Here is a 13,223-nt window from a genome sequence, read left to right on the forward strand (position 1 = left end):
TAGTTAGAAACATACGAAAAAGCCAAGGCTTTCTTGAAAAAGCGCTTGGCTGCTTGTGTATCTCTTGATTTACTTAGGTAAAAATCAATGGTATTTCCTTCTGAATCGACTGCACGATATAAGTACATCCATTGATCTTTTACTTTCATATAGGTTTCATCGACTCTCCACGAGTCATTTGTTGATTTAAGATGATGTCGTACTTTCTCTTCTAATTGAGGTCCATATTGATGAACCCAGCGCATAATCGTTGTGTGAGTAATTGATAATCCTCTTTCCTCCATCATTTCCACCAGGTTACGGAAGCTCAAATTGTACCGTAGATACCACCTTACTGTTAATAAGATTATTTCAGGCTGATAATGCTTCCATTTAAACAAATTTTCCTTTTCCCTACTGATCACGCACCTTTTTTAGAGTCATACTATCAGTATGTCCAAGATTAGGAGATTACTTGCAAGAGTCTTGGGATTTTTGTACCCGAACCCTTTTTCTTGTTTAAAGTTTGCTCACACAAATGATCTGCACATCAATTCATTCTTGATATGCAGATCATTTGTATGATAATTTTTAAAAATAAGTGCGGATAATTATATTACATGAATGCTTTTAGAAGTGTTGCTACTAATGGAATTACTCCACCTAAGAATGATAAAACTGCCATTGCGATTGCCATATTATTTCCTCCTCTTATTTTGTATAGTAAGATAACAAACTTACATTACTGCTTTTAAAAGTTCTGCTACGAATGGGATGATTCCACCTACAAATTTTAAAACTGCCATTGCGATTGCCATATTATTTCCTCCTCTTATTTTGCATAGCAAGATAACGAACTTACATTACTGCTTTTAAAAGTTCTGCTACGAACGGGATGATTCCACCTACAAATTTTAAAACTGCCATTGCGATTGCCATATTATTTCCTCCTCTTATTTTGTATAGTAAGATAACGAACTTACATTACTGCTTTTAAAAGTTCTGCTACGAATGGGATGATTCCACCTACAAATTTTAAAACTGCCATTGCGATTGCCATATTATTTCCTCCTCTTATTTTGCATAGCAAGATAACGAACTTACATTACTGCTTTTAAAAGTTCTGCTACGAACGGGATGATTCCACCTACAAATTTTAAAACTGCCATTGCGATTGCCATATTATTTCCTCCTCTTATTTTGTATAGTAAGATAACGAACTTACATTACTGCTTTTAAAAGTTCTGCTACGAATGGGATGATTCCACCTACAAATTTTAAAACTGCCATTGCGATTGCCATATTATTTCCTCCTCTTATTTTGTATAGTAAGATAACGAACTTACATTACTGCTTTTAAAAGTTCTGCTACGAATGGGATGATTCCACCTACAAATTTTAAAACTGCCATTGCGATTGCCATATTATTTCCTCCTCTTATTTTGCATAGCAAGATAACGAACTTACATTACTGCTTTTAAAAGTTCTGCTACGAACGGGATGATTCCACCTACAAATTTTAAAACTGCCATTGCGATTGCCATATTATTTCCTCCTCTTATTTTGTATAGTAAGATAACGAACTTACATTACTGCTTTTAAAAGTTCTGCTACGAATGGGATGATTCCACCTACAAATTTTAAAACTGCCATTGCGATTGCCATATTATTTCCTCCTCTTATTTTGTATAGTAAGATAACGAACTTACATTACTGCTTTTAAAAGTTCTGCTACGAATGGGATGATTCCACCTACAAATTTTAAAACTGCCATTGCGATTGCCATATTATTTCCTCCTCTTTTGTTAGTGCTAAGATGTAATTTATCTTTATGCTTTTATTATAGTAAGCGCTTTCATTTTTATCAATACATTCTTATATGCAATATTGCATATAAGAATGTAGCAAGTCCCCTTTGCATTGTTATTAAGAATAGAATTAATGGTTCTGGTGCAAAAACTTCAGGGTAATTACAAGTAATCTCTAAATCTTGGACATACTGAAACTATGACTTTAATAAAGGAGTGTGATCAGTATGAAAACGAAAATTTGATTTTTTTATAGTTATTTAAGAGAAATGCTCTTATATATTAAAAGAAATTACTAATTTCTTAACATCAAGAAAATCTATTTTTCACACTCTCAAATTATGTTTGTAATTGAAATCTATATAGAAATGCTCTTATATTTCGTTTCATTTCCATATATAGGTTAAATAATAAAAAAGCTAGCATTTTGCTAGCTTTTTCATTATTTCGAAGTAAGAGCAACTAAAACATCTACTGGATAATCAACTGATTTTTTCACTTTATATTCTACTGCATTTCCTTTTCCAAAAGCGTTAGACATTTGATTTAAAAGATCATTTGCAGTTCTATCAGACATCCATTTTTGTAATCCTGCGCCTGGAACAACAGAATAGTTAGCTACTTGTTGATATAATGCAGTTCTATATTGGTCATATGCATAATCAGACTTTGGATTAAAATCAAATGTCTTCGTAACTGTACTTTCTTCTGAAATTGTATTTTGATAACCAAAACTCCAAGTTAATGAAGCTGACATTTTAACAATATCTCCAAAACCTGCTTCCATCCCAATTGTTTGAGATAAACCTACAGATATATTATGAGAAACACCACTTGTAACAGCTTTACTCCAGTGATAACCTGAATTTTTATCTATTACATTTGAATCAATTAATTTCCAATCTAGTTCTTTTTTTAATTTCGTATCCGCTACTACTGGATCCGTTTTAGGAATTGCTATTGAATATAGTACACTTCCTTCACTTCCTGCTACTGGAATTTTTTCGCCGGATTTAAACCAAGTACCATCTGGTTTTACAGCCTTATATCCTGATAAATTTAACACATCTCCTGATGTATTCCCCTTAGCAACAACATCTACATATGCATAATCAATTAACTTTCCCTCATCTGTAGAAACATGCCATTGACCAGGGAATTCTTCATAAGGACCCGTAGGAACGTAAGGAAGTTGTGTACCATTTTGAGCAACTTGTTCTGCTGACATAGGTGCTTTTCCTTCTTGAGAACTGATTACTACCGGAAGATTTCCTACATTCGTAGTATCAGTAGCTGCCGAAGAAAATCCTGGGGCTACAAGTAAAGCTGAACTTAATACAAAAGCTGCGGGAATGATTTTTTTCATACGTTTCATAATATCTCTCCTCTTCTTCCATTATTTCTACAAGATTACAAAAGATGAAATTATACTGTACATTGCTTATACTTTTGCTATGTAGAAACATAGAATGCCATTTTTTTATAAATATGCTACTTTTGTGATTCTAAATTATCTCCACGCTAAATAAACTGATTATTGAAATAATTAACTTGACATAATGTTACTTGCAACTTTACTGCACTTTTCTTAGTACAATCGTCTCCTTTTTTAGTGGTCATACCAATTACACCCTTATTAAAACATTAAATTTTCAATGCGTAAATAGTAGAATTTTGTCGATTTCATTCAATAATTTAATTATCACGTATTAATATGAGCGGAAATATTATACTTCTAAAATTACTATTTAATATCATTTAGGTAATTAAAATAGTTTCAACTTGATATATCTGGTTAAAAAATCACTATTTTAATCTATAAAAAAATAATAATACCAATTAAATATTATTAACATAATTTAATCACACTCTGCACAACGATCCCCTTTATTTGGATATGCGAAATTGCATTAAAATATACCCTCTTGGCAACCTTAGCTTGATGGTGATGGGGTCACGCGAATTTCGTACGCTAAGGTACAATCGAGCTTGATTCCCTTCTTAAAAGCACAAGTCGTGGAACAAGCTATTCTATCGTATCGAAGAAGTTAATTAGGAGTTCCTTATCTTGTTTTATTGAAGCGTTCGTTCAATAAAACATATAAAAGGCAGACCATTTTACTGGTCTGCCTTTTGAAGTATCATTTAAGCTTTCTCGTTTTCCCAATCTTTTCTAAGTAACCCCATAATATGAATGTCATGGTAACTACCGAACCTAAATAATTCTTCTTTTAAATTCCCTTCTACGGAAAATCCGCATTTTTCATAAGAAGCGATAGCTCTTTTGTTGTAACTAAACACTTGGAGCTTGACTTTATTTACATTCATATAATTGAAAATAAAGTCAACCAGTATTTGCATTGAATCAGTTCCATAACCTTTCCCTTGATATTCAGGACCTATTGAAACGCCAACGTGACAAGTACCATTCTTCCAGTTCACTAAGTAAACAGCTATTGTCCCAATAAAGATTTTTTCATCTTTAAGTTCAATCCCAAACATGTAATCCTCTTTATCAGAACTTATTTCATTAAGGAATTTTTCATGGTCACGTTCGGTAGGAGGAAATGGTATTCCATCATTCATTAATAACCGGCTCTCCATTATATCTTCAATGTTAAAGTAGTTTCCGTAATCCTCTTTTGTTATTTTTCGTAGAGTGACTTTATTTCCTGTTAAAAATCTTTTACTATATTGCTTAATCAAATTAATATCCCCCAATTAATACGCAGGGGTATGCAGTAAGGGTTATTTTACTGTACCCTTGCGACGTTTTTTTGTTCCTTTAGTTTTTTTAAAACATCTACTGCAATGCTCGTTAACATAGGCTTATCTCCCTTTTCTCAAGATAATAAAAGTATATATTGTATTATAAGAATTTTCAATCATTTGATCGAGGCTAATGAAAGAAGTAAACATTAAAGGGGTAGCTAAAAAAATGATTGTTCCTAAAAACGACCGTTTATGGTACTTTATTTATTTTTAACGGAACTGACAGAAATACGCTCAAAAACCGGTTCTAAAACTCATTACAAAAAAAAGTACCATAACAAACATTAAAAATCGTTTATGGAACCTTCTTAACGTACAGTAGAACCAAGTTTTTCAACTGAAAAATTCCTTAGCGTACGTTTAGATACTATTTGGACACAAATTAGCCGATTCCCTGTGCGATTAAGGAATCGGCTATTTTTTTTACATAATTCTGGTTAGTGAACATCGCCATCAACCTAAGATTTTGAAGTACCCTCTAAACGAAAATTTGGTATCTGTTATAGCAATGAAGTTCATTTTTATCGTTTCAGATACTACCAATAAGTGGGGTTATGTTAACTTTCATTTTTTTCTATGTACATGCATGTTAAAAAATGAAAGTATAGACTGCAACAAAGATAATAAATCCTGATGCTAAAAATAGTGTATATGCTGAAGCTTTTCGATTTTCTTTTAAGTCAGAAAGTCCTGTCATTAAAATCATCAATCCCATAAATAAAGACATAAAAGGCATTATTTCAAACTTATCAGTTATTAAAGAGTAAACCGCTAAAATACAACTAATTAATCCAAATATAATCTTTAATAATGTCAGCAAAGAACAACCTCCTTAGTTAAGTCTAATATAAGTATAGAAAATATTTTATAGGATACCATCATTTTTACCATTTATTAACACATAAAAGGGAAGGAAGAGTATTAATGTTGCTTTATAAAAAAGTTTGATCAAAACGGATTCCTTTTTTGTAATCTAGTATTCGTTTTTTACAAAAAAGTTTGATCATTTTATGCTGCGTTTTAAACAAAGAAATGCAATCGTTAGTTTAATTAGAAATGTCTTTCCTTTTAGCCAAGAAGTAGGTGCTACTACCCATTATCATACCTCCAACAACACCCATTAATGTGCCGATTATAACCCAATAAGTGGATAGATATATTCCTAACATAAACAGTATTAATCCAATAAAAAACAAAATTATCCCTTTTTTCATACTTATCCTCCATTCTCGATATATATATCAGTATTTTTTGATGCCAAATCATTCTCCTTGTTTATTAATTTCCTATATTTCGCCATATCCCCTGAATTAACCTGCCCCGTAAATTGAAGAAAAATCCTGTATTAAACAGGATTTTAATCAAACTTTATTACAAATCTACAGTTACAAAACATTTATAAACGGTTATTAAATCTATATGACCTTTATAAATTTCTTAGCGTACAAAATTCTCGAAATGATATGGTGACCCCATGCCCATCAAGCTAAGGCAAATCATTACCCCCTAAACGAAAAAAGCGCTATCCTTTCTGTAATATGATGGAAAGGATGGTGCTTTTTATGTCTCGAGATGTTTCAGATGAACTGAACCTCTTTTCACTGGAATTGCAACAATCTTTGTCTCCTTATGTCCTCAAACAATTGGCCAAAAAGGTAGGTTTTGTTCAGAGGTCCAGTAAGTATCAAGCGAAAGATTTAGTTGCTTTGTGTGTATGGTTAAGCTAAAAGGTAGCGTATACGAATCTTGGACTCTACTACGTTTCAACTTCCAGATGCTTTTGCTTCAACTTACCAAGGATCAGGAGAAAGTAGTCATACAGCTGGCGTGAAGATCCAATTGGAATACGATCTTCTCAGTGGCCAATTCCTGCATGTGCACTCTGGCCCAGGTAAACAAAATGATCGAACCTCTGGTTCCACGTGCTTACAAACAGTGCAAACAGGTGACTTAGGATATTTTGACCTGGAAGATCTCCATCAAATGGATGAGAAAGGAGCCTGTTATATTTCTCGCTTAAAATTAAACACCCGAATTTATCAGAAGAATCCTAATCCAGAATATTTTAAGGACGGACGAATGAAAAAACTGTCGGAGTATGTTCAATTAGACATGGAAGATCTCATGTTGCAGCTACAACCTGGACAAACCCACGAAATTCATAAAGCCTATACCGGATTGTATCGAAAGCTTCCAACTCGAGTGGTCCTACATCGATTGACAGAAGAACAAACACGAAAACGCTGGGAAAACCAGGCGTTAAAAGAGAAGAAGAAGGGCATTGTCATGAAAGAACGAAGTAAGCGTTTAAGTGCGATGAACGTTTGTATTTCAAATATTCCATTTGTTTGTAAAATTATAGTTTATCGTTTGGTTGCTGGTTCTGGGCCTAATTGCTTGAGGAACTAAAATATAGTCGTGTCCAAATTGGTCACAGGGCTTCAACCTTAGGATTTCTCCACCAGTTGCCTGTCAGCTACGAGGCGACTTGGCTCTTACCTCGGTTGGACTTTCACCAACTAACAATTAACGGCTTGCTGGGCACACAACATAAAAAACCGCTCCTTTTCGAGCGGTTTCCTCTTAGAATGAAGGTTATCCATTCTATGTGGCAATGTTTGCATGAAAACAATAAAAATTAATAATTTCCTACACAAAAAAACAGAAACAGAAAAACACTATCCAGCATTACGTTCCATTACGAGAACCAAACAACCCTTTTCAGACCATGGTTCATGTTCTGTATTAGGTCCATAACAGAGATAAGAACCTGCTCCATACTCAACATCATTGCTGATAAGAGCTCCATCTAATACGAACAATTCCTCGGTATCCTTATGCGTATGTTGAGGGAATTTTGCCCCCGGTGCAAATCGCACGACATAACGCAGTTCACCATTCTCATCTCGTAATGGAATTTGTTCTATACCATCCATAACAAATTTCCACTCACTGTTTGTGATATCAACGGAAAATAAATCTTTCATGTTATCATCTCCTTCTATACAAATAGTAATTTACGATGATATATTAGTCAATATGAACAAAAATGAACTATTCTTCAGGAGGAATGAATTATGGAAATTCGTTTGTTACAGACATTTCAAGCTGTTGTCCAATGTGGTAGTCAGATAAAAGCAGCAAATCTGCTGCAATACGCACAATCTACCATCACCCTACACATCAATCAATTAGAAGAAAAACTCGGCATCGAACTGTTTGAGCGTAAAGGAAAACAAATGGTGCTAACCGAAGCCGGAAGACTTGTGAAAGAACAGGCAGATATTTTATTAAATCAAGTGGATGTAATCACCGAAACCGCAAAAGAATTTTCAATCGGTCAGAAAGGACTTATTCGGATTGGAGCAATTGATTCCATTGGCAAAACAAATTTGATTTCCGTACTAACAACGTTTATGAAAGAACATCCACAAATTTGTCTTTCCATCGAAAGTGGCGTAACCCAACAATTTAGTCAACGGATTATCGCTAACGAACTTGATATTGCCTTATGTCCCCCTCCATCACCAGAATTAAATCTTGAATTTTATCCGCTATATGAAGAAAAGCTTTGTTTGATACTGCCAATCGACCATCCATTATCTACACAAGAAAAAATTCACATGTGTGATTTGGAAGATGAAAGTTTCATTTTAACTGGACAATTGTGTGATTATCGGCGAAAAATAGAGCATGTTTTTCTTCATCATGGCTTTCATTTACACTCTAATTACGATGCAGCAAACATGGAGATGGTTTTAAATCTTGTATTACAAGGGTTTGGTATTGCTATGCTACCTAGCAATTTCGTTGCCAATTCACATCAATACGCTATTCGTGACATCGATGATATTTCATTCGCTTTACCTGTTGGATTAATCCGCAAAAAAAATAAAGTCCTCAGCCCTGCTACAGAAAAATTGGTAGCTAACATATTTTCATCCTGCTAAACAAGCACAAAAACCAGCTAATGTTTGTCAAGCAGATCTGCCTTGGTACCTAAAAGATTTTTTGTGATAATGTTTATGGAAATGACAAATAAACCTCCATCGGCGTGGAGGTTTATGGGATTTATTGGTTATGTGCGATAGGGCTCGCCTCGGGTAAGGATGGCATAAACGTGATGTAGAAGCTTGTTGGCGCAGGTGATCACGGCAACCTTGTAGGGCTTGCCCTCTTTCTTTTTCTTGTCATAGTAGGCCTTGATCCGCTCATTATTTCCTTTGCGCAAGCCACACTGCACTGCTATATATAAAGCTCGCCTTGCTTCCGGATTAAAACAGTCAGCTATCGCGAGAATTGAAGGCGCTAAAGTAATTCCGCGTATCGATACAATACAATTACTTGCAAAAACTCTGGGATTGAAATTGGATATTGTTGTCAATGAACAAGCTTCAGCATTAGCTATGGTATAAGAATGTTAAAAAAGTAGCCATGTGGTTTATTAAAACCATGTGGCTACTTTTCGTATCACGCAATATGAACTGTTTTTGTTGGCCAGCTCGAGCATCTGCAGCTCATGTTCCTGGTGTTTCTGGAAGAAGTGCAACTTTGCGATCATTGTTTGCAAATAATAAAGTTATAGACGGGGTACCGACCCGCATCCATCAACTTAAGAAATTGGTAGTTCCCCAGAACGAAGAAAATGAGTTGAATTCTCATAAATAACTGTAAAATAATAAAATTTTCGTTTTGGGGACACTTCAGAATATTAGCTTGATGGGCATGCGGTGCTACCCCGGCATTAACATTTTCGCAACAGAATCGGTTTCTTTTGAAGCTGAAGGCAATTTTAAGAATATGTTATTATTCACTTCCCGTTAGTTTGATAGCGATGTTGTCGTAACCCAATTACACGAAAAATGACATAGAATATGAATTCTATGTCATTCTTACAAAGTGATTTCAAAAATAAGGGGAAGGGGGCGCTCAAGCTTATTTTTCTAGCATATCTGAGCGAATTCATTGTAAATCATCTGTTTTAATTTCACCTGTTGAGGTAGATGAAACTATAAGGCAGAAGATTATACTGTACATTGCTTATACTTTTTACTTCAGATGAAAATAAAATCACCTTCTATATATTTATCTTATTATACAAATCTTTCAATTCTCTTTCATAAATGTTACAAAAGTCTTGCAATCATCTTATTTCGTTTCGGATGTAACGGGAGCGTAAACCAAAATTCACTCCCTTGTTTACCATCAAAGTTTTGAATCTTGTAAGGTAAGTCTCCTTTTTCTTTTTTGATAGGAATTTGGGATTTCTATAGATTTTCTTGCTGCTACTTTAAAGATAAAATCTTTTGCTAATACCCTGTCATCCACCTTGAAATTTGTTTGTTGATAATCAACGAGAAGAAACATTTTACTGAAGAATCTTATAAAGAACGACTATATTTTTCTTCATCCTTTCCTTTCCTAGTTAAATACCGCCCAAGGTTTATGCAGGGTTTTTCAATAAATAGATACCCCAATGAAGATAGTAAAAAAGAAAGAGAAAAGGAAAGAAACACTATTAGTATGGTAGGTAGTTTATCATAAAATAAATACATAACTGAGAATAAGGAAACAAGATGATATAAATAAAGACTATAAGAAATCTTTCCAAGAAAAATAAATACTTTCGTTCTTAATAACGCACTCAATGTCCATGAAGCGACACTCATAATCATTACTATACAAACCCCAAATGAGACAACGTAGTCTCTCAATATATAATTGTTCAAAAAATCTACTTCGCCAATCATTCCTTCATACATAAAACAAATAATCGCAATCAGCAACAATGCAATTTTTACCACTTTTTTCATATTTAAAGCGTAATGAAAAATTAAAGAACGATACTTGGCTAATAGAGCTCCCATAAAAAAAAGAGTGATATAGTGAAAACTTAAAAAAACACTAGTTATGCTTCCACTAGAGTTAAACAAATATACCCCCATAGTCGAAGAAAAACTTAAAACAATAAACCACAGTAAGGAACATCTGAGCCTTTTGCCTATAAAAAAGAAAGTCAGAAATGGAAATACAATCGAAATTCTCATTTCATGAACAAGAGACCATATAACATTGTTATATGCGTCTGTGTTATACTCACCGATAAAAACAAGATGTTGTAATAATAAAGTTAGTGTATCTGCAGTGGTCCATGATTTACTAAACCAATCACTAATAAATGGCATATCATTACGACTAAAAAGCATTTTAGCAATAATAGAAATGCTGATTGCTACTAAATATGGTATATAAATTCGGCAAATCCGTTTTATTATGTATGTATCATAATGAAATTTCTCATTATTAATAGATAAATACAAAACAAAACCACTCAATACAAAAAAGAGAATAACAGATTCGTTGCCGCTACTAAAAAAAAGACGTAAAGGAGTTTCCTTGAATAAATAAATTATGAAGGGACTGTTTAACTCATACTGATAATTTTCATACGCAGGCAATAGCATCATATGATGCCCGATTATTACAAGAAGTGCTGCTAATCCCCTTAGAGAGTCAAACTCCTCATATCTTTTCATCATATTACACCTACTAAAAAGATTTTTATTAAAATACAAGGTGACTTCAATCTTGTTGCTTACAGAATTATAATGTTACTTACAGTTGCAGGAGAATAATGGCGTTCTAAAATGCGTTCTATATGTACTCATTTCACTTTGATACATACGAATACTAGCCACCCATCTCTACGGTGATATGGGGCGAATGATTACGTTTGAAAGTCTTCGTTTCAATTACGTGGAACAGCTAGATCTTACATTTTCCCATATTTTGTATCGATTATTCGTTGGTAGCAGTCATTTCGATTATTTGCTATGTCTCCCTACACATGCGAATAAAATTGGTACATCTCCTCTTTCTTGTAAAAATTTTTATACTTTTCCGGTTTCCTATATAAATTCATTTGTAGTGCACTCTCATTCATTAAAGAAGGGTACTTTTCTCTTAATTTGTTGAGTCCTAAATCCCCCTATATTTTTCCTATTCGCAAGATAAATGTATTTACACAAAATATTTTATGCTACCAAATATAACATGAATTGGTAATAAATGAAAATACAAAATGATTATTTTTTAATAGACAAATAAACAAAGAACAATATTGAGAATTCCACCCGATCATTCAAATGGTATGTAGAATCAGAAAGATTTAACATGAGTAAATACAAATCATATGACATATCTTTGTTAGGCAAAATAATTAAAACTGCACCTTTAGTTAGGCTTTATACTGGAGTCAAAGAGCTCTATAAAAAATAAAAGAGAATCCCCCTAAGGAATTCTTTTTTATTCCGAACATTCATTTTATCCTCCCTAAGAAGGGAAACATGAAAAAACAAAAGTTTCTTAGCTATCGCATTCTATATATATGCCAAAGTATTACACGTATCTTACCTAACTGTTAAGATATCAAGCCTATATCACGGTATGTTTTTCGCGATATTGTCTAGGAGTCATGTTACATATTTTTTTGAAAACTCTTGTGAAATAACTTTGATCATAAAAGTTAAGCCAAGCACAAATATCTGATAATGGATATGTAGTTAATGTTAATAGTTTTTTTGCTTCTTCTACTCGTTCCCTTTGAATATATTCACTTAAAGGAATTCCTACTTCTTTTTTAAACAATTTAGATAAATAAGTAGGATTAATGTCAAGCAGCGTAGCGAGATTATTGAGAGATATTTCATGGTAAATGTTTTTGCTAATATGATTTAAACATGTAGTAATTGTATTCGAATATCTTTGAATACAATATTCTTTAACGCGATCAGCAAAAGCGCATAAAGCGTCCTCAATTAATCGATTGACAGAATACATGTTATCTAGTTGTTCAATGGTCTCCATATAGAGAGAACTAAGCGAAAAAGCAATTTCTGGCGGGAGATTCCCCTCTATTGCATAACGAGTAGCTAAAGTAATGGCCATAATTCCATTATTTTTTTGATTTCTTAGTTGATTCCTTTTTGATGAAATTGCAGCATCTTCTTGCGGGAATGCATATGCATATTTTATTAATTTTTCTTTGTCTCCTTCTTTAATGCTTGTGAAAAATTTCCGTTCTAATGCTATATCGTAATGATCAGGATTATTTTGACGACGGGCTGAAATATATAAGTCAGGATTCGCAATTTCATAGGGAGTTTTCTCCAATAACTTATTTTCTCTCCAAACAGCACTTACATCTAACTTTTCTTTAAAAATCATGTAATGCAATAAAATTCCTATATCAATTAAAGTTATTTTTTTTATCACAGGTATGGAATGATAGTATTCAATTCCGTCTCGTATTCTAGCATTTTCCCCAAATTCATTCATAAGTCTAATGGCCATATCTTCTGATACCTTTGGATATGTAGAAGGTCCAATAACAAAGGTTCCTTTTATATATTCATGATCTACTATGCGAATGAAAACGAAATTTTCCAGATAACTGTTTCCTCTCATAAGCGGAAAATTATAGAGATCATTTTCTTGAAAAAGCTCACTAAGCTGTTCTTCCTTAGAAGAATAAAAAGGACTGCAAATATCATTAGAAGTAGATTTATATAAGATTTTTTCATCTGCAGATAAAAATTGAATAGATATTTGAAATGTTTTATATAAAATATCACACAAATATTGTATATCCATAGAATGATTCAT

Annotated in this window: 8 protein-coding genes and 3 pseudogenes; 3 read left to right on the forward strand and 8 right to left on the reverse strand. The window is 33.2% G+C overall.

Going from position 1 to position 13,223, the window contains the following annotated elements; translation table 11 throughout:
* Window positions 1-5: 5 nt before the first annotated feature.
* The 4 genes and pseudogenes from MHH45_RS11660 to MHH45_RS11675 form a co-directional block, all read right to left on the reverse strand.
* Window positions 6-404, reverse strand: a pseudogene (locus tag MHH45_RS11660) (IS6 family transposase); the annotation flags it as partial.
* 1,825 nt (window positions 405-2,229) lie between these two features.
* Window positions 2,230-3,162: a hypothetical protein gene (locus MHH45_RS11665; RefSeq protein ID WP_016131662.1), complete on the reverse strand. Its 933-nt coding sequence runs from the start codon at window positions 3,160-3,162 to the stop codon at window positions 2,230-2,232.
* 770 nt (window positions 3,163-3,932) lie between these two features.
* Complete coding sequence (locus MHH45_RS11670; RefSeq protein WP_016113346.1) at window positions 3,933-4,493, reverse strand: GNAT family N-acetyltransferase; 561 nt, start codon at window positions 4,491-4,493, stop codon at window positions 3,933-3,935.
* Window positions 4,494-5,148: 655 nt separating this feature from the next.
* The gene (locus MHH45_RS11675; protein WP_016132979.1) at window positions 5,149-5,379 is read right to left on the reverse strand and encodes a DUF3953 domain-containing protein; all 231 of its coding nucleotides are present in this window, start codon (window positions 5,377-5,379) and stop codon (window positions 5,149-5,151) included.
* A gap of 742 nt (window positions 5,380-6,121) precedes the next feature.
* Here MHH45_RS11675 and MHH45_RS11680 point away from each other — a divergent pair.
* A pseudogene (locus MHH45_RS11680) lies at window positions 6,122-6,902 on the forward strand (IS4 family transposase); the annotation flags it as partial.
* A 335-nt stretch (window positions 6,903-7,237) separates the two neighbouring features.
* Here the strand turns inward: MHH45_RS11680 and MHH45_RS11685 are convergent.
* Window positions 7,238-7,546, reverse strand: a complete 309-nt coding sequence (locus MHH45_RS11685; RefSeq protein ID WP_002094998.1) for a cupin domain-containing protein — start codon at window positions 7,544-7,546, stop codon at window positions 7,238-7,240.
* 90 nt (window positions 7,547-7,636) lie between these two features.
* Here MHH45_RS11685 and MHH45_RS11690 point away from each other — a divergent pair, with 90 nt between their 5' ends.
* Window positions 7,637-8,509: a LysR family transcriptional regulator gene (locus MHH45_RS11690; RefSeq protein WP_016132983.1), complete on the forward strand. Its 873-nt coding sequence runs from the start codon at window positions 7,637-7,639 to the stop codon at window positions 8,507-8,509.
* Between the two features lie 128 nt (window positions 8,510-8,637).
* On the opposite strand, the pseudogene MHH45_RS11695 reads toward MHH45_RS11690, so the two are convergent.
* A pseudogene (locus MHH45_RS11695) lies at window positions 8,638-8,760 on the reverse strand (IS110 family transposase); the annotation flags it as partial.
* Between the two features lie 22 nt (window positions 8,761-8,782).
* On the opposite strand from MHH45_RS11695, the gene MHH45_RS11700 reads away from it, so the two are divergent.
* Window positions 8,783-8,974 carry a helix-turn-helix domain-containing protein gene (locus MHH45_RS11700; RefSeq protein ID WP_229161740.1) on the forward strand — a complete coding sequence of 64 codons (192 nt, stop codon included), beginning with the start codon at window positions 8,783-8,785 and terminating at the stop codon, window positions 8,972-8,974.
* 966 nt (window positions 8,975-9,940) lie between these two features.
* Here MHH45_RS11700 and MHH45_RS11705 read toward each other — a convergent pair.
* Complete coding sequence (locus MHH45_RS11705) at window positions 9,941-11,098, reverse strand: acyltransferase family protein (RefSeq protein ID WP_088094389.1); 1,158 nt, start codon at window positions 11,096-11,098, stop codon at window positions 9,941-9,943.
* Window positions 11,099-11,993: 895 nt separating this feature from the next.
* Window positions 11,994-13,223 (reverse strand): helix-turn-helix domain-containing protein, encoded by a 1,230-nt coding sequence (locus MHH45_RS11710; protein ID WP_088094390.1) that lies wholly within the window; start codon window positions 13,221-13,223, stop codon window positions 11,994-11,996.

The sequence above is a fragment of the Bacillus sp. FSL K6-0042 genome (assembly GCF_038006685.1).
Taxonomy (GTDB): Bacteria; Bacillota; Bacilli; order Bacillales; family Bacillaceae_G; genus Bacillus_A; species Bacillus_A pseudomycoides.